Here is an 18,600-nt window from a genome sequence, read left to right as displayed (position 1 = left end):
GACTCGGTCATAAGGAGTATGCCGTGCAGACATTCACTGGTCGTTGTCTTTGCGGGCAGAGTCATTTTACCGTCGACGTCGAAATGCTGGATGTCTATGCCTGTCATTGTACGCTGTGCCAGAAGTGGTCAGGTGGCATCGCTATGTATCTGGAAGCCAGCGCTCAGCCGCTGATGTCGCCAGATTCAGCAGAACCTTCGCACTTCCCATCTTCAAATCGTGGTGAACGTTTCTTCTGTTCCGGATGCGGGTGCCCGCTGTGGTTTACCCTAACGGGCAGCGATCGTTATTTTGTGCCGTGGACGCTGCTGGAGCTGAATGAGGTGGATCGCCGCCGCCTGGTTTTAGCGGCAGAGATCTATACGGAAACACAGCCTGCGTTCTGGAGGCTGACGGGGCAATACGCTCGACTGAGTGGGAAAGAAGTCGAAGAGATGGATTACCCCTGTCATTTAGCCCATTAGTTATTGACGCTGTACCTTTGCCAGACTGAACCACATTCCTACCGCTAATACGATAAGCATGCTGCCGGCGCTGCTTAAGGCCACGCTGTGCGACCAGGTAAAGGCTTCTTTAGCAGCCGACAGCAACGCCTCACTCAGCGACGACGGGAGCGAGTGCGCCAGTTGCACCGCCTCCCCCATTGACGATGAGGCTCGTTCTATCTCCTGTGGGTTAAGTCCGACAGGTGGCAGAATCGAGGCTGAAAAGCTGCGGCTCAACAACAAACCAAAGATAGCGATCCCAAGCCCGGCCCCCAGTTCATAAGCCATTGTCTCAATGGCGCCCGCGGCTGCGGCTTTTTCTGCCGGGGCTGCCGCCATGATAGCCGCCGTTGAGGCCAGCAGCGCACTGGCGGCGCTGAAACCGAGCAAAGCCATTAATATCCAGGCTTGAATCTGCTGAGTACTGAAATCTGTCATCGCCAGGCCGTAAAAACTGACGGCGCTAAGCGCCATACCCGCCGTTGCCACACAACGTAATCCCAGGCGTGACACCAGCATACCGGCAATGGGTCCGCTGAAGCCGCTTGCCAGCATCACCGGCAGCATAAACAGTCCCGCCTGATACGGTGTTAAACCATGAACAAACTGTAGCTCCTGAGCCATCAGTAACTCGAAACCCACCAGAGTTATCATCGCGGTCATCGCCATCACAACGCCGCTTAAGATGATGCGATGCGTGAACAGCCGCATATCAATCATCGGGCGGGAAGCAGCGAGCTGAATGCGGACAAACTGCCACAACAGTAACGCGCCGGTTAACAGCGTCAACGCAATGGCAGCGGTCGCCGTATGCCCTTTCAGCGCGGTTTTAGCGCTGTAAACCAGCAGCAGAATGGCGACAATCAGCATTATCGCATGACCGAAATTTAACGACTGATCGCGACGTCCGGCCTGGCGCGGCACTAAGCGTGCGGTTAAGGCCATTACCACCAGGACAATCGGTACATTAATTAAGAATACGGATCCCCAGTAGAAGTGCTCCAGCAGCATCCCACCAACCAGTGGGCCAAATGCCGCACCGCCGGAACCCACGGCAGCCCAGACACCGAGCGCCATATTGCGATGCCGTTGCTCAGCGAATGTGGCGCGAATACCCGCAAGCGTTGCCGGAACAATCATCGCCGCCCCAATAGCCAATACGGCCCGGGTGGCAATCAGCCAACCCGCGCTGTGGGCAAAGGCAGCGGCCAGCGATGCGAGACCAAATAATCCGCCCCCTAACAGCAGCAGACGTTTAAAGCCAATACGATCGCCCAGCGCACCCATTGGCAATACCATTCCGGCCATTACCAGAGAATAAATATCAATGATCCACAGCAGCTCGTTACCACTGGCACCCAGCGTCATACTCAGCGTGGGCGCGGCAACGTGCAGCACCGTTGCATCAATCGCAACAGGGATGTAGACCAGTACAATAATGACTAACGTTAACCACTGACGAAACATAAAACTCCCTAACGAAACTGAAACTGGACACGTGTCCAGCTTTAGCGATCCTACGGAAATTTGAACGTATGTCCAACTTTTTGTTAAACTGCGTGCTATACGGGTACAGGAGGAAAGATGAGCTATCTGAATCGGGACGAACGTCGGGAAGTTATTCTGCAAGCGGCCATGCGTGTCGCGCTTGAGGAAGGATTTACTGCTATGACGGTGCGGCGTATTGCCACGGAAGCTCAGGTGTCCACCGGGCAGGTACACCATCACTTTACCTCTGCGGGTGAGTTAAAATCCCTCGCTTTTGTGCAACTGATACGGACCCTTCTGGATGCCGAACAGGTCAGTGATAACGCCAGCTTCCGCGAACGACTGCATGCTATGTTGGGCAGCGAAGATGGCGGGTTCGAACCCTACATTAAACTGTGGCGCGAAGCGCAGGTCCTGGCGGATAAAGATCCGGAAATCAAAAGCGCCTACCTGCTAACCATGCGGATGTGGCATGAAGAAACCGCCGCTATCATCACTCAAGGACAGAGTGCAGGTGAATTTTCAGCAATACCGGATGCGGCCGAGGTGGCCTGGCGCTTAATCGCATTGGTTTGCGGCCTGGATGGCATCTATGTCTTAGGCATTGAGGAAATGACCGACCCTGCATTCGAACGCCATTTGGATCGTATGATTACGTTAGAGTTAGTTAATTGATGTTATAGATGAATTAATAATACATCTTTTATTTTTACAATTGGTAACACTTAAGCAACATGTAATTCCCTCATCACGCCGCGTTATTGCACTTTTTTATCTATTCTTTCAGTCAATATTCCCAAAACTTTTCAATAATTTCTAAAAAGAACTCGCGCGGCGCTGTGTGCGTTTATTTCTTTTTCATGAACGGCATGGGCATGGAGAATAATATGTCAGCATCAAATGAGAAAAATAATCGTTATCTTTTAACTGACTGGAAACCGGAGAACCCCGCCTTTTGGGAAAACAAAGGTAAGCATATTGCACGCAGAAACCTCTGGATATCAGTAAGTTGTCTGTTGCTGGCGTTCTGCGTCTGGATGTTGTTTAGCGCCGTGGCCGTCAATCTGAATAAAATTGGTTTTAATTTCACTACTGACCAACTGTTTTTATTAACGGCATTGCCTTCTCTTTCTGGCGCAATATTGCGCGTTCCCTACTCCTTTATGGTACCTATATTTGGTGGGCGCCGGTGGACCATTTTTAGCACGATTATTCTGGTGATTCCCTGCGTCTGGCTCGGTTTTGCCGTGCAAAATAACGCTACTCCGTTTGGCGTATTTATTATCATTGCGCTGATGTGTGGTTTTGCTGGCGCAAACTTTGCCTCCAGCATGGGTAATATCAGCTTTTTCTTCCCCAAAGCGAAACAAGGCAGCGCATTAGGCGTTAACGGCGGTCTCGGCAACCTTGGCGTCAGCGTGATGCAGTTGATCGCGCCGCTGGTGATCTTTCTGCCTATCTTTACCTTTTTGGGCGTACAGGGCGTACCGCAAGCCGACGGCTCGTTATTGTCGCTGGCCAATGCCGCATGGATTTGGGTTCCGTTACTGCTGATAGCCACCTTAGCAGCAGGCATGGGAATGAACGATATTGCCAGTTCGAAGGCCTCAATTGCTTCCCAGTTGCCGGTCCTCAAACGTTTTCATCTGTGGTTATTAAGCCTGCTGTATCTCGCCACTTTCGGTTCATTTATCGGCTTTTCGGCAGGCTTTGCCATGCTGGCGAAAACTCAGTTCCCGGACGTGAATATCCTGCAACTGGCGTTCTTCGGCCCCTTCATCGGTGCTCTTGCGCGATCGGCAGGTGGGGTGATCTCTGACAAATTCGGTGGTGTGCGCGTCACGTTAATTAACTTCATCTTTATGGCGTTGTTTAGCGCCCTGCTGTTCCTCACCCTGCCTGGGTCAGGCGAAGGAAACTTTGTCGCCTTCTACCTGGTGTTTATGGGCTTGTTCCTGACTGCGGGTCTGGGAAGCGGCTCAACCTTCCAGATGATCGCTGTGATCTTTCGCAAAATCACCATATACCGGGTGAAGCTGCACGGTGGTACTGAAGAACAGGCCCAACGTGAGGCGGTAACCGATACCGCTGCCGCCCTGGGATTCATCTCTGCTATTGGCGCTGTGGGGGGCTTCTTCATCCCCAAAGCGTTTGGTTCATCGCTGGCGCTGACCGGCTCTCCGGTGGGCGCAATGAAAATATTCCTCGTGTTTTACATCGTCTGCGTGCTGGTGACCTGGCTGGTCTATGGCCGTAAATCACAAAAAAAATAACAAAATGGATACCGCAGGATCGGACAGTTCGATAGGCCGGATAAGGCGTTAACCGCCATCCGGCCTACCGTTCGATTCACCGTCGGCAATATTCTCAAAGCAGGAGTTATGTCATGAGTAAACTGTTCGATCGCTTTCGCTACTTTAAACAAAAGGGCGATACGTTTGCCGATGGGCACGGGCAAGTGATGCACACCAACCGGGACTGGGAAGACAGCTATCGTCAGCGCTGGCAGTTCGACAAAATTGTGCGTTCTACCCACGGCGTTAACTGTACCGGCTCATGCAGTTGGAAAATCTACGTCAAAAACGGACTGGTGACCTGGGAAACGCAGCAAACCGACTACCCGCGTACCCGCCCTGACCTGCCAAATCATGAACCCCGTGGCTGCCCGCGCGGTGCCAGCTACTCCTGGTATCTTTACAGCGCCAACCGTCTGAAATATCCCCTGGTGCGTAAACGTCTGATCGAACTGTGGCGCGACGCCCTGTCCCGCCAGCCCGATCCGGTGCTGGCCTGGGAATCCATTATGAACGACCCGCAAAAATGCCAGAGCTACAAGCAGGTACGCGGGCGCGGTGGTTTTATCCGTTCCAACTGGAAAGAGCTTAATCAGCTCATTGCTGCCGCCAACGTCTGGACGGTGAAAACCTATGGCCCGGATCGCGTGGCCGGGTTCTCCCCGATCCCTGCTATGTCGATGGTCTCCTATGCCGCAGGCACACGCTATCTTTCGCTACTGGGCGGAACCTGCCTGAGCTTCTATGACTGGTACTGCGATTTACCGCCTGCATCACCGATGACCTGGGGCGAACAGACCGATGTTCCAGAATCCGCCGACTGGTATAACTCCAGCTACATCATCGCCTGGGGGTCAAACGTGCCGCAGACCCGTACCCCGGATGCGCACTTTTTTACTGAAGTACGCTACAAAGGCACCAAGACGATTGCCATTACGCCGGATTACTCGGAAGTCGCCAAACTGTGCGACCAGTGGCTGGCCCCCAAGCAAGGGACAGACAGCGCGTTGGCGATGGCGATGGGCCACGTCATCCTGAAAGAATTCCACCTCGACAATCCCAGCGATTACTTCATCAATTACTGTCGTCGCTATACCGATATGCCGATGCTGGTTTTGCTGGATGCCCGGGAAGATGGCAGCTACGTGCCAGGGCGCATGATGCGCGCCTCAGATCTTGTCGATGGTCTGGGCGAAAGTAACAATCCGGAGTGGAAAACCGTGGCCTTTAACACTGCTGGCGAACTGGTGGTCCCGAACGGGTCTATCGGTTTTCGCTGGGGCGAGAAAGGTAAATGGAACCTGGAGCCACTGGCGGCTGGCGCTGAAACAGAACTTTTCCTCTCGTTGCTTGGTCAGCATGATGAAGTGACCGGCGTGGCATTCCCCTACTTCGGCGGCAACGAAAACCCACATTTTCGCAGCGTGAAACAGGAACCCGTGCTGATTCGTCAACTGCCGGTAAAACATCTTACCCTCGCCGACGGCAGCCGTTGCCCGGTGGTGAGCGTCTATGATCTGGTGCTGGCGAATTACGGCCTCGACCGTGATCTGGATGACGCTCATAGCGCGCAAGATTACAGCGAAGTGAAAGCCTACACCCCGGCCTGGGGAGAGCAAATTACCGGTGTCCCTCGTCGTCATATCGAACAAATCGCCCGTGAGTTTGCCGATACGGCGCACAAAACCCATGGCCGTTCGATGATTATCCTCGGGGCTGGCGTCAACCACTGGTATCACATGGATATGAACTACCGTGGAATGATTAACATCCTCGTGTTCTGCGGTTGTGTGGGACAAAGCGGCGGCGGCTGGGCGCACTATGTGGGTCAGGAGAAACTGCGTCCGCAAACTGGTTGGTTGCCGCTGGCCTTTGCGCTGGACTGGAACCGCCCGCCGCGTCAGATGAACAGCACCTCGTTTTTCTACAATCACTCCAGCCAGTGGCGTTATGAAAAACTCACCGCTCAGGAACTCCTCTCTCCGCTGGCTGACGCGTCCAAGTTTAGCGGACATTTGATCGACTTTAACGTGCGGGCAGAAAGAATGGGCTGGCTGCCGTCCGCGCCGCAGCTCAACCTCAACCCTCTGACCGTCAAAGCAAAGGCAGAACAAGCGGGAGTGTCGCCTGCACAATACACTGCACAGGCGCTGAAATCGGGTGAAATTCGTTTTGCCTGCGAGCAGCCGGATAGTGGTAACAACCATCCGCGTAATCTCTTCGTCTGGCGCTCTAACCTGCTCGGCTCCTCCGGTAAAGGGCATGAATACATGCTCAAGTATCTGCTGGGTACCGAAAGCGGGATCCAGGGGGAAGCGCTCGGTTCAAGCGAAGGTATAAAACCTGAAGAGGTGGAATGGCAGTCCGCGGCGATAGAGGGCAAGCTTGATCTGCTGGTAACGCTCGATTTCCGTATGTCGAGTACCTGCCTGTTCTCCGATGTCGTTTTGCCGACCGCCACCTGGTATGAAAAAGACGATATGAACACCTCGGATATGCATCCGTTTATTCACCCGCTGTCGGCGGCGGTCGATCCTGCGTGGGAATCGAAGAGCGACTGGGAAATTTATAAAGGCATCGCCAAAGTCTTCTCTGAGGTTTGCGTCGGGCACCTTGGGCAAGAAACGGATGTGGTATTGCAACCGCTGCAACACGACTCCCCGGCAGAGCTGGCGCAGCCGTTTGACATTCAGGACTGGCGTAAAGGCGAATGCGATCTCCTCCCGGGGAAAACGGCGCCCAACATTGCCGTTGTGGAACGTGACTATCCCGCCACCTACGAACGCTTCACTTCGCTCGGTCCGCTAATGGACAAGCTCGGTAACGGCGGGAAAGGTATTACGTGGAATACCCAGACGGAGGTCGATTTCCTCGGCAAGCTGAACTACACCAAACGCGAAGGTCCGGCGAAAGGCCGACCACTGATAGACACCGCGCTGGACGCGTCTGAGGTGATCCTCGCCCTGGCACCGGAAACGAACGGTCAGGTGGCGGTGAAAGCCTGGGAAGCGCTGGGAGCGATGACCGGACGCGACCATACGCATCTGGCGTTGAACAAAGAAGACGAGAAAATCCGTTTTCGCGATATTCAGGCGCAGCCGCGCAAAATCATCTCCAGCCCCACCTGGTCCGGGCTGGAAAGTGAACATGTCTCCTATAACGCAGGCTATACCAACGTCCACGAGCTGATCCCGTGGCGTACCCTGTCCGGTCGCCAACAGTTGTACCAGGATCACGCGTGGATGCGAGCGTTTGGTGAAAGTCTGGTGGCATATCGTCCGCCTATCGATACCCGTAGCGTCAGCAATATGCGCGAAGTTCCGCCTAACGGCTTCCCGGAAAAAGCGCTCAACTTCCTGACTCCGCATCAGAAATGGGGGATCCATTCTACCTACAGCGAAAACCTGCTGATGCTGACGCTGTCGCGCGGTGGCCCCATTGTCTGGATCAGTGAGACCGATGCTAAAGAGCTGGGCATTGAGGATAACGACTGGATTGAAGCCTTTAACGCCAACGGTGCGCTCACCGCGCGTGCTGTGGTAAGTCAGCGCGTGCCGCCGGGAATGACCATGATGTATCACGCTCAGGAGCGAATCATGAATATCCCTGGCTCGGAAGTCACCGGTATGCGCGGCGGGATCCATAACTCAGTCACCCGCGTCTGCCCGAAACCCACGCACATGATCGGCGGCTATGCGCAACTGGCATACAGCTTCAACTATTACGGCACGGTCGGCTCTAACCGCGATGAGTTCATCATGATTAGAAAAATGAAAAATATTAACTGGCTGGATGATGAAGGTCGCGATCAGGTACAGGAGGCGAAAAAATGAAAATACGCTCACAGGTAGGCATGGTTCTTAATCTGGATAAGTGCATCGGCTGCCACACCTGCTCCGTCACCTGTAAAAACGTCTGGACCGGACGTGAAGGGATGGAATATGCGTGGTTTAACAACGTTGAGACCAAGCCAGGCATTGGCTATCCGAAAAACTGGGAAGATCAGGAAGAGTGGCAAGGCGGCTGGGTTCGCGATGTTAACGGGAAGATAAGGCCGCGCCTGGGCGGCAAGATGGGCGTTATCACCAAAATTTTTGCTAACCCGGTGATCCCGCAAATCGATGATTATTACGAACCCTTTACCTACGATTATCAGCATCTGCATAGCGCGCCGGAAAGCAAGAATCAGCCCACCGCACGTCCACGTTCGCTGATAGATGGCAAACGGATGGACAAGATTATCTGGGGCCCTAACTGGGAAGAGTTACTCGGCGGCGAGTTCTCAAAACGTGCCCGCGACCGTAACTTTGAGAAAATGCAAAAGGAGATGTACGGGCAATTCGAAAACACCTTCATGATGTATTTACCGCGCTTGTGCGAACACTGCCTGAACCCAAGCTGTGTCGCCACCTGCCCGAGCGGTGCCATCTATAAGCGTGAAGAAGACGGCATCGTGTTGATCGACCAGGATAAATGTCGCGGCTGGCGCTTGTGCATCAGCGGTTGTCCGTACAAAAAAATCTACTTTAACTGGAAGAGCGGTAAATCAGAGAAGTGCATTTTCTGCTACCCGCGTATTGAGTCCGGCCAGCCGACGGTATGTTCGGAAACCTGCGTGGGACGCATCCGCTATCTTGGCGTATTGCTGTACGATGCCGACCGCATCGAAGAAGCAGCCAGCACCGAGCATGAGACCGATCTCTACGAGCGTCAGTGCGATGTGTTCCTCAATCCACACGACCCGGCGGTCATTGAAGAGGCGTTAAAACAAGGTATTCCGCACAACGTCATCGAAGCGGCCCAACGTTCGCCCGTTTACAAGATGGCGATGGACTGGAAGCTGGCGCTGCCGCTGCACCCGGAATACCGCACCCTGCCGATGGTCTGGTATGTACCGCCGTTGTCGCCGATTCAGTCGGTCGCTGACGCGGGGGGACTGCCGCACAATGGCAACATTCTGCCAGCGGTTGAATCACTGCGAATTCCGGTTCAGTACCTTGCCAACATGCTTAGCGCGGGCGATACCGGTCCGGTACTGCGCGCGCTAAAACGAATGATGGCCATGCGCCATTATATGCGTTCGCAAACCGTAGAAGGCGTTACGGACACCCGCGCGATTGAGGAAGTGGGTCTGACCGTTGAGCAGGTTGAAGAGATGTATCGCTATCTGGCCATCGCCAACTATGAAGACCGCTTCGTGATCCCGACCAGCCACCGTGAAATGGCGCGTGATGCGTTCCCGGAGAAAAACGGTTGCGGATTTACCTTTGGCGACGGCTGCCATGGCTCAGATACCAAATTCAACCTGTTTAACAGCAGTCGTATTGACGCCATCGACATCACCGAAGTGCGCGATAAAGCGGAGGGTGAATAATGCAAATCCTGAAGGTTATCGGCCTGCTGATGGAATATCCCGACGAGTTGCTGTGGGAGTGTAAAGACGAGGCGCTGGCGCTTGTGGCCAGCGATGCCCCAATGCTTACCGAATTTAGCCAGGGGCTGCTCAATGCGCCATTACTGGATAAACAAGCCGAATGGTGTGAGATATTTGACCGGGGCCGGGCCACCTCTCTGCTGCTGTTTGAGCACGTGCACGCCGAGTCTCGCGATCGGGGCCAGGCGATGGTTGATCTGTTGGCGCAGTACGAAAAGGTCGGACTGCAGCTCGACTGCCGCGAACTGCCGGATCATCTGCCGCTGTATCTGGAGTACTTAAGCGTGTTGCCGGAAGCGGAGGCCAAAGAAGGATTGCAGAACGTCGCACCGATTCTGGCGCTGCTGGGGGGGCGTTTGAAACAGCGTGATACGCCGTGGTATCAACTGTTTGACGCCCTGCTACTGCTTGCCGGAAGCCCTCTTTCAAGTGACAGTGTCACTAAACAGGTTGGCACGGAAACCCGCGACGATACCCGACAGGCGCTGGATGCCGTTTGGGAAGAGGAACAGGTGAAGTTTATCGAGGATAACGCCACCGCCTGTGACAGTTCACCGTTACAAAACTATCAACGACGCTTTAGCCAGGACGTGGCACCTCAGTATGTCGACGTCAGCGCGGGAGGCCCGAAATGATACAGTACCTGAACGTCTTTTTTTACGATATCTACCCGTACCTGTGCGGCACGGTGTTTATCCTCGGCAGTTGGCTACGCTATGACTACGGGCAATACACCTGGCGGGCCTCTTCCAGCCAGATGCTGGACAAACGCGGCATGGTGTTATGGTCAAACCTGTTCCACATCGGCATTCTGGGGATCTTTTTCGGGCACCTGTTTGGCATGTTAACCCCGCACTGGATGTATGCCTGGTTCCTGCCGATTGCGGTGAAGCAGCAGATGGCGATGATCGCCGGTGGGCTCTGTGGCGTGCTGACGCTGGTCGGTGGCGCTGGCTTGCTGGTACGTCGTTTGACCAATCCGCGCATTCGTGCAACCTCCTCCACTGCCGATATCCTGATCCTCTGCGTTCTGCTGATTCAGTGTATCCTCGGCTTAACCACCATCCCATTCTCTGCGCAGCATCCTGACGGCAGTGAAATGCTGAAACTGGTAGGTTGGGCGCAGTCGGTGGTGACTTTCCAGGGCGGCGCGTCTGCGCATCTGGATGGCGTGGCGTTGATTTTCCGTGTGCATCTGGTTCTGGGGATGACTATCTTCCTGCTGTTCCCGTTCACGCGCCTGGTTCACGTGTGGAGCGCGCCGTTTGAGTACTTTACCCGCCGCTATCAAATAGTGCGTTCACGCCGATAAATCCGCATTGAAATGTCGGGTGACGACACGCCTTATCCGGCCTACAACCAGGCACCGTAGGCCGGATAAGATAGCGATCATCGCCATCCGGCATTTTGCACGTTATGATGCTTCTCCATTCCAGGGAGAACGTTAATGAAACCACAGGTTTACCACGTCGATGCCTTTACCTCGGTACCCTTTCGCGGCAATTCAGCAGGCGTGGTTTTGCATGCTGACGGACTGAGCGAAGCGCAGATGCAACTCATTGCTCGCGAGCTGCGTCATTCGGAAACCGCTTTCCTGCTGACCAGCGACGACAGCGATGTTCGCATCCGCTATTTCACGCCGACGGTCGAAGTTCCTATCTGTGGGCATGCTACCGTCGCTGCACATTATGTGCGGGCAAACGTGCTTGGCTTGGGCAACAGTACAGTCTGGCAAACCTCGCTGGCCGGTCGTCATCGGGTGGATATCGAAGCTATCGGGAATGACTATCGTATTAGCCTTGAGCAAGGCGTACCCGGATTTGAACCTCCGCTGGAAGGGGTTATTCGTAGTGCGATTATCGAGGCCCTACACCTGAGCGAAGACGATATGCTGGCAGGCTTGCCGATTCAGGTTGCTACCACCGGGCATTCGAAAGTGATGATTCCGCTCAAGCCCGAGGTGGACCTCGACGCCCTTTCCCCTGATTTGCAGGCTCTGACAGCCATCAGCCAACAAATTGGCTGTAACGGCTTCTTTCCTTTTCAAATCCGCCCGGGCGAAAACGCCACCGATGGCCGCATGTTTTCGCCTGCAATTGGGATTGTGGAAGACCCGGTTACCGGCAATGCCAACGGTCCAATGGGCGCGTGGTTGGTTCACCATGGGCTGATGGCACATGATGGGAAAACGTTACGTGTTCAGGGACATCAGGGCCGTGCGCTCGGGCGCGACGGTATTGTTGATGTGACGGTGACTATCCGTGATAACCAGCCAGAAAAAGTCACCATTACCGGTTCGGCGGTGATCCTGTTTCACGCAGAATGGACGATAGATTTTTAATTGTTCCCGTAGGCCGGATAAGGCGATTACGCCAATCCGGCACTAATTCCGATGCCCCTATTTCCCCGCCTCCGGATGCGTATCAAACGCCGCCATTACCGTCGCCAGCTCATCCTGGGTAAACCCATGCTTCACGTCATCCACGCCCAGGCCAAACCGCTCCTGCAACAAAGCATACAGACTGGCGACGTCAGGTAGATTAATCTGTTCTACCGCGTGTCCATCCTGATAATGGGTGAAATGAAAATTGGTTAACGTTAATTTCCCGCCGTCAGGCAGATGACGACACATCAACAGATGATGGCGAAAATGTGATTGCGGCCAGTGAGCGGACCAGAAGTTGCCTATCAGATAATCGCTCTGATGCTGTATGACCAGGTCGAAACGGTACATTGATTGCCAGTGTTCGTGATGACAGAACTGTAGGATCCAGTCTTCACCTTCCTGAATCAGCCGATATTCGCCGTGTGGTGTCTTCTGCTCAACATTCGCCTGCAGACGAATCGGCGCCGTCAGCGTCTGCCCGCCGAAACCAACGTCGGCGATCCACTGCTCTCCCTGCAACTCAACCAGCAACAGACGATGCGTGCGTGGTGGCAGGCTTGACGGGTTCGCCAGTACCACACGTCCGAGCAGACTGCGTACGGTAAAACCGATTTCGCGTAGCGCCCGCTCAAATACTCCGTTCTGTTCAAAACAATAGCCGCCGCGACGCGCCGTCACCAGCTTCTCTTCCAAAGACAAATCGTCAAGCTGCATCTCTCTTGGAAGCAATACATCCAGGTTTTCAAAAGGTATGGCGGCGTTGTGCAGTAAATGCAGCGCCCGTAAGGTTTCAATGTTGCCCCTGGCCAAATCTGACCAGCCAATACGGGCAAAATAAGCGGTTAAAAAAGGCGTCATACGGAGTTCCTGTTCGATTAATGCAGTACTTATAACGCATTTTTAATTTTGCGCCGTCGATTTTGTGCGTTGTTCCTCCTGGCGAGGCGACAAAATCGCTAATACCGTTAATATCTATGTTTATTGTGGTGTGTTATCTCTCAGCCAAGGAGCATCCATGAGCCATTTTCGTCCGATCGAATTAAAACATGCCAGTCGGTTGCTAAATCACGGCCCAACGATATTAATCACCAGCCGGGATGAGCATACCGAGCGGCGAAATGTGATGGCTGCCGCGTGGTCAATGCCCGTGGAGTTTGAACCACCGCGGATCGCGATTGTTGTCGACAAGACCGCCTGGTCACGTGAGCTCATTGAACGTAGCGGCAAATTCGGCATCGTTATTCCGGGCGTTACCGCCGCCAACTGGACCTGGGCCGTAGGCAGCGTTTCCGGTCGGGTGGAAGATAAATTCAACTGCTACGGCATTCCCGTGGTGCAGGGACCGGTACTGGGTTTACCGCTGATTGAAGCAAAATGTCTGGCCTGGATGGAGTGTCGCCTGTTGCCTGCCACTGCGGCACAGGAAAAATATGACACGCTGTTTGGTGAAGTGGTCTCGGCTGCCGCTGATGAGCGAGCCTTCGTGGAAGGACGCTGGCAGTTTGATGATGGCAAGCTCAATACCCTGCATCACCTTGGGGCCGGAACGTTTGTCACCAGTGGAAAACTCATAACAGCAGCTGAATAATGGCACGACAAAACGGGCGGAAAATCCGCCCGTTTTGTCTTACATGCTGTAGCCGGGTTTTTTAATCAACCTAGCCATCTGCGGCGCAATCTCCGTATCCCACACGCCCTGCCACGCCTCGGGCTCAATTTCATTAAGCGCCACGCTCACTGAACTGTCTTTGCTTTGCAAATGACGAATAATGACGTCGGTAATATCCGCCGCCAGCGCGGATTTTTGTTCGTCGTTAAGATCGCGAGGAAAACATTTGATATCGACGTGCGGCATAGCAGATTCCTTATTGTTTTGGGATGCAGGTAACTTATGCGGATTCTCGTTCCACCAGGTGAAATCCAACATCAATAATATCGTCTTCACGCGGAATTTGTTCTATACGATCGGCAAGCAGAGAGGCGGCGCGTTGTCCAATAGCCCGTCTGTCGACGCTGACGGTGGTGATGGCTGGTCGGTTACTGGCGGCAAAGTCGAGATCGCCAAAACCGATTACCGCTAATTCCTGCGGCACGCGTAGACCACGGCTTTCAGCTTCCATGATCGCCCCCTGGGCTAACGTATCTGAGCTACAGACGATGACATCAAACGCGCGTTCAGCCAATAGCTGTGCCAACCCGCTACGCCCCAATGCCAGAGAGGCAGGAAGCGGGACATCCACCTGTGCACCAGCCGCAATACCATGACGGCTCAGCGCATCGCACAGTCCTTGTTTACGCTGGCCAGCCCGGCGATCGGCGGTCCATAGCAAACCAGGACGGCGATACCCTTTTTCCAGCAAATAGTCTGCTACCGCCTGCCCGACTTTTTCATGCGAAAACCCCACCAGCATATCGATGGGCGTTGGCGTTAAATCCCATATTTCCACGACCGGGATGGCCGCATTAAGAATCACCTTTTTCAGCTCGGCGGTATGATGGATACCGGTGAGCACTACACCATCCGGGCGACGAGAAAGCAGCGTCGCCACCAGCTCAGCCTCTGTTTGCGGCGTATAACCCGACACGCAGAGCAAGATGTGGTACCCGCGTTCAGCCAGTTCATCGCTTAATGACTGGATGGTATCGACAAACATATTGTTGTTAATTTGTGGGACAACCACAGCGATAAGCTTACTGCGACGCGACGCCAGCCCCCCGGCCAGCGCGTTGGGAATATATCCGGTGGCGCGTACCGCCTGCATCACTTTTTCAACCGTTCTCGGGCGCACCAGCTGCGGGGAATTCAACGCCCTGCTCACCGTCATGGGCGACAATCCCGCGGTACGGGCAACATCTTCCAGCGTGGGTGCGCGCGGAGGTCTGGGATTTTTCACTGTCGATGCCCTTGTCAAAAATCGCTGATTTATCCTGGCATTATTCATCATGATTTCGGCTATTGCCAGCGCCACTCTACGATAACGCTGAGAAAACAGCAGCTTAGTTAATTAGCGTCATCTAAAATGATAGCGCCATCATAATGACTTGTGCATTTACCCATAAAGTATTGGAATGTGATGCTGTTTACAAGTTACTGCCCTTTTGTCTCAGTATTTGTGAGTGATTGTTCAAAACGCATTCAATTCGCTGGCGCAATGATTGCGCTAACACTAAAAATGTTAGCGCAATCATTTGTTATCACCAGGAGAGATTAAAATGTCATTAAGTGCGAATTCCGATGCCGTAACGTATGCCAAATCAGCCAATGCAAAAACCGCGGCTGAAACCGGCGACCGTATCGAGTGGGTTAAGCTATCCCTGGCTTTCCTTCCTCTGGCAACACCCGTGAGCGATGCCAAAGTGCTGACCGGTCGCCAGAAACCCCTAACCGAAGTCGCCATTATTATCGCGGAGATCCGCAGTCGCGACGGGTTTGAAGGCGTTGGATTTAGTTACTCCAAACGGGCTGGCGGCCAGGGAATCTATGCTCATGCCAAAGAAATTGCCGATAACCTGTTAGGCGAAGATCCAAACGATATCGACAAGATCTACACCAAGCTACTGTGGGCTGGCGCTTCCGTGGGGCGCAGCGGCATGGCGGTTCAGGCTATCTCCCCTATCGATATCGCCTTGTGGGATATGAAGGCCAAGCGAGCAGGGTTGCCGCTGGCAAAACTATTGGGTGCACACCGGGACTCCGTGCAGTGTTACAACACCTCCGGCGGATTCCTGCATACGCCGCTGGATCAGGTGCTCAAAAACGTCGTTATTTCCCGTGAAAACGGCATCGGCGGCATCAAACTCAAGGTTGGTCAGCCAAACTGCGCCGAGGATATTCGCCGCTTAACCGCGGTGCGTGAAGCGCTGGGCGATGACTTCCCGCTGATGGTCGATGCCAATCAGCAGTGGGATCGAGAAACCGCCATTCGTATGGGACGAAAAATGGAGCAGTTCAATCTGATCTGGATTGAAGAGCCGCTGGATGCCTACGATGTGGAAGGTCACGCCCAACTGGCCGCCGCGCTTGATACCCCGATTGCTACCGGTGAAATGCTGACCAGCTTCCGCGAACATGAACAGTTGATCCTCGGTAATGCCAGTGATTTTGTGCAGCCCGATGCACCGCGTGTGGGGGGAATTTCACCGTTTCTGAAAATTATGGACCTGGCGGCGAAACACGGTCGCAAACTGGCTCCGCACTTTGCCATGGAAGTTCACCTGCATCTGTCCGCCGCTTACCCGCTTGAGCCATGGTTGGAACATTTCGAATGGCTGAACCCGTTATTTAATGAACAGCTTGAGCTGCGCGATGGGCGGATGTGGGTTTCCGACCGTCACGGTCTGGGGTTCAGCATCAGCGAGCAGACACGTCGCTGGACGCAATTAACCTGCGAGTTTGGTAAACGTCCTTAATTTATTTGGCGGGTAAGTAATACCCGCCCTCTTCCCTACAGAAACGCTCTCAACCTTATGAAAGGAGTGGGTGATGAACACAATAATAAAGCGCACAAAAGTGCGTTACGGTATTTTGATATTTCTGTTTCTAGCCACCGTATTTAATTACGCCGATCGCGCGACGTTATCCGTCGTGGCTCCGATTATGAGCAAAGAATTAGGTTTTGATCCCGAAGCAATGGGGCTGGCCTTTTCTGCCTTCGGTATTTCTTATGTCATTATGCAATTGCCTGGCGGCTGGCTACTTGATCGCTACGGTTCTCGTCTGGTATACGGCTGCGCCCTGATTGGCTGGTCGCTAGTGACCATGTTTCAGGGCACCATTTATCTGTATGCCAGTCCACTTGTGGTATTGATAATCTTACGTTTACTGATGGGTGCCATTGAGGCTCCGGCCTTTCCTGCCAACAGCCGATTAAGCGTACAGTGGTTTCCTAATAATGAACGAGGCTTTGTCACCTCAGTTTACCAGGCCGCGCAATATATCTCGTTAGGGGTAATTACACCGTTAATGACGATTATTTTGCATAATCTCAGCTGGCACTTTGTTTTTTATTACATCGGGGCGATTGGCGTTATTCTTGGCATCTTCTGGCTGGTAAAAATCAGAGATCCTATGCATCATCCGAAGGTAAACCAGCAGGAAATTGACTATATCCGGGAAGGCGGTGGCGAACCGTCGCTGGGAAATAAAAAAGAGCCACAGAAGATTACCTTTGCGCAAATAAAAAGCGTCTGCGTCAACCGCATGATGATTGGCGTTTACATCGGGCAGTTCTGCGTGACGTCAATCACCTGGTTCTTCCTGACCTGGTTTCCTACCTATCTGTATCAGGCTAAAGGAATGTCGATCCTTAAAGTGGGGTTTGTCGCCAGTATTCCTGCTATTGCCGGTTTTATCGGTGGATTGTTAGGGGGCGTTTTTTCAGACTGGCTATTAAAGCGCGGCTACAGCCTGACGGTTGCTCGTAAGCTACCCGTTATCTGCGGAATGTTACTTTCCTGTGTCATCGTTATCGCTAACTACACCTCGTCAGAATTTGTGGTTATCGCGGCGATGAGTCTGGCATTTTTCGCCAAAGGCTTTGGCAATCTGGGGTGGTGCGTACTTAGCGATACTTCACCAAAAGAAGTGCTCGGCATTGCTGGCGGCGTATTCAATATGTGCGGCAATATGGCGAGTATTATCACGCCGCTGGTGATCGGCGTCATTCTGGCGAATACCCAGTCATTCGATTACGCCATTCTGTACGTCGGTTCGATGGGGCTGATTGGCCTGATTTCTTATCTGTTTATCGTGGGGCCGCTGGATCGTATTACGCTGAGCCCGTCCGTCGCGTAATGTAAGCTTATGGCGATAGTTCGCCCGCTGTTCCGGGATTTGCACTCCTGCGGAACAGCGTTTTTTTTTCAAATAATCTTATTATTTTTCAGTACGGTACGCAGTCGAGGATGCTGGCAAACCGCGTCAGCAATGGCGCTGATATTGGGCGTGTTGTCCTGAAACCAGTCATGCCCCGGCCCCCAGGTGCGCATAACGGCAATATAAACGTCCAGCAGTGTTAGCTGATCGCCAAACGCGTACGGCTCAGCGCTTAGCTGGTCGTTCAGCCACATATAAAGCGATTTGCGGTACTCAATACAGTTCTTTTTCAACTGCGCCGCGGCGTCTGGTACCCAGCGTTGTGGATAATCGGCATAGGTAAACGTTGGATAGACATTTGCCACCAGCCATATCAACAGACGCTGAAACTGCTGGCGCTCAGCGTGCCCAACGGGTGGCGCAAGTTCAGGACAACGATCGAGGATCATCAGGGCGATCGCCGCCGTTTCCGTCATCACGTTACCATTTTCCAGTATCAGTGTGGGCACCTGGCACAGCGGATTCATTTTTTTAAGCAACTCCCGCGAAGGCCCGTCGCGGTCAAAACCATCCACATCAATAAAGCTGTAAGGGATCTCCGCCAGTGTGAGCATCACTTCACTGATGGCCGATCCCCAGCCCGGCACCCCATAGACCTTAATCATGCTGCAACCCCCCAAAGTTAAAACCCTAAGTGT

16 protein-coding genes are annotated in these 18,600 nt (G+C 53.5%); 11 read left to right on the top strand and 5 right to left on the bottom strand.

Annotation, left to right across the window (positions count from 1 at the left end):
- Positions 1–83: 83 nt before the first annotated feature.
- Entirely contained in the window at positions 84–464 is a 381-nt protein-coding gene (locus HV334_RS12445) for a GFA family protein (RefSeq protein WP_087121860.1), read from the top strand.
- On the opposite strand, the gene HV334_RS12440 is transcribed toward HV334_RS12445, so the two are convergent.
- Positions 465–1,952 carry an MFS transporter gene (locus HV334_RS12440; RefSeq protein WP_019076798.1) on the bottom strand — a complete coding sequence of 496 codons (1,488 nt, stop codon included), beginning with the start codon at positions 1,950–1,952 and terminating at the stop codon, positions 465–467. It abuts the gene before it with no gap.
- Between the two features lie 117 nt (positions 1,953–2,069).
- Here HV334_RS12440 and HV334_RS12435 point away from each other — a divergent pair, with 117 nt between their 5' ends.
- From HV334_RS12435 to HV334_RS12405, 7 genes are all read left to right on the top strand, one after another.
- Entirely contained in the window at positions 2,070–2,648 is a 579-nt protein-coding gene (locus HV334_RS12435; protein ID WP_181220425.1) for a TetR family transcriptional regulator, read from the top strand.
- Positions 2,649–2,860: 212 nt separating this feature from the next.
- Positions 2,861–4,246, top strand: a complete 1,386-nt coding sequence (locus HV334_RS12430) for a NarK family nitrate/nitrite MFS transporter (RefSeq protein WP_047358146.1) — start codon at positions 2,861–2,863, stop codon at positions 4,244–4,246.
- A 113-nt stretch (positions 4,247–4,359) separates the two neighbouring features.
- On the top strand, positions 4,360–8,100 hold the full coding sequence (locus tag HV334_RS12425; RefSeq protein WP_181220424.1) for a nitrate reductase subunit alpha: 3,741 nt from the start codon (positions 4,360–4,362) through the stop codon (positions 8,098–8,100).
- Positions 8,097–9,641, top strand: coding sequence for a nitrate reductase subunit beta (gene narH, locus HV334_RS12420; RefSeq protein WP_016156550.1), 1,545 nt, complete (start codon positions 8,097–8,099; stop codon positions 9,639–9,641). Before HV334_RS12425 ends, narH begins: the two co-directional genes overlap by 4 nt.
- The gene (narW, locus tag HV334_RS12415) at positions 9,641–10,336 is read left to right on the top strand and encodes a nitrate reductase molybdenum cofactor assembly chaperone (protein ID WP_016153117.1); all 696 of its coding nucleotides are present in this window, start codon (positions 9,641–9,643) and stop codon (positions 10,334–10,336) included. The genes narH and narW overlap by 1 nt, the downstream gene beginning before the upstream one ends.
- Entirely contained in the window at positions 10,333–11,013 is a 681-nt protein-coding gene (gene narI / locus HV334_RS12410) for a respiratory nitrate reductase subunit gamma (protein WP_003833047.1), read from the top strand. The genes narW and narI overlap by 4 nt, the downstream gene beginning before the upstream one ends.
- 135 nt (positions 11,014–11,148) lie before the next feature.
- A complete protein-coding gene (locus HV334_RS12405) occupies positions 11,149–12,042 on the top strand; it encodes a PhzF family isomerase (RefSeq protein WP_181220423.1) in 894 nt (297 codons plus the stop codon).
- A gap of 57 nt (positions 12,043–12,099) precedes the next feature.
- Here HV334_RS12405 and nhoA read toward each other — a convergent pair whose 3' ends face one another.
- Entirely contained in the window at positions 12,100–12,945 is an 846-nt protein-coding gene (gene nhoA / locus HV334_RS12400) for an N-hydroxyarylamine O-acetyltransferase (RefSeq protein ID WP_181220422.1), read from the bottom strand.
- A 157-nt stretch (positions 12,946–13,102) separates the two neighbouring features.
- On the opposite strand from nhoA, the gene HV334_RS12395 reads away from it, so the two are divergent.
- Positions 13,103–13,675 carry a flavin reductase family protein gene (locus HV334_RS12395; RefSeq protein WP_181220421.1) on the top strand — a complete coding sequence of 191 codons (573 nt, stop codon included), beginning with the start codon at positions 13,103–13,105 and terminating at the stop codon, positions 13,673–13,675.
- A gap of 39 nt (positions 13,676–13,714) precedes the next feature.
- Here HV334_RS12395 and pptA read toward each other — a convergent pair whose 3' ends face one another.
- Positions 13,715–13,942: a tautomerase PptA gene (gene pptA, locus HV334_RS12390; RefSeq protein WP_181220420.1), complete on the bottom strand. Its 228-nt coding sequence runs from the start codon at positions 13,940–13,942 to the stop codon at positions 13,715–13,717.
- A gap of 34 nt (positions 13,943–13,976) precedes the next feature.
- Positions 13,977–14,981 (bottom strand): LacI family DNA-binding transcriptional regulator, encoded by a 1,005-nt coding sequence (locus tag HV334_RS12385; protein ID WP_181220419.1) that lies wholly within the window; start codon positions 14,979–14,981, stop codon positions 13,977–13,979.
- Positions 14,982–15,300: 319 nt separating this feature from the next.
- On the opposite strand from HV334_RS12385, the gene HV334_RS12380 reads away from it, so the two are divergent.
- Both HV334_RS12380 and HV334_RS12375 read left to right on the top strand, forming a co-directional pair.
- Positions 15,301–16,497, top strand: a complete 1,197-nt coding sequence (locus HV334_RS12380; RefSeq protein ID WP_016153126.1) for an L-talarate/galactarate dehydratase — start codon at positions 15,301–15,303, stop codon at positions 16,495–16,497.
- Positions 16,498–16,570: 73 nt separating this feature from the next.
- Positions 16,571–17,881: an MFS transporter gene (locus HV334_RS12375; RefSeq protein ID WP_016153127.1), complete on the top strand. Its 1,311-nt coding sequence runs from the start codon at positions 16,571–16,573 to the stop codon at positions 17,879–17,881.
- A 68-nt stretch (positions 17,882–17,949) separates the two neighbouring features.
- On the opposite strand, the gene HV334_RS12370 is transcribed toward HV334_RS12375, so the two are convergent.
- Positions 17,950–18,567 carry a glutathione S-transferase family protein gene (locus tag HV334_RS12370; protein ID WP_016153128.1) on the bottom strand — a complete coding sequence of 206 codons (618 nt, stop codon included), beginning with the start codon at positions 18,565–18,567 and terminating at the stop codon, positions 17,950–17,952.
- Between the last annotated feature and the right edge of the window lie 33 nt (positions 18,568–18,600).

Source organism: Citrobacter sp. RHBSTW-00944, from assembly GCF_013615435.1.
Lineage (GTDB): Bacteria > Pseudomonadota > Gammaproteobacteria > Enterobacterales > Enterobacteriaceae > Citrobacter > Citrobacter braakii.
The sequence above is the reverse complement of the archived record's forward strand: the minus strand, read 5'-3'. Positions and strand labels throughout refer to the sequence as shown.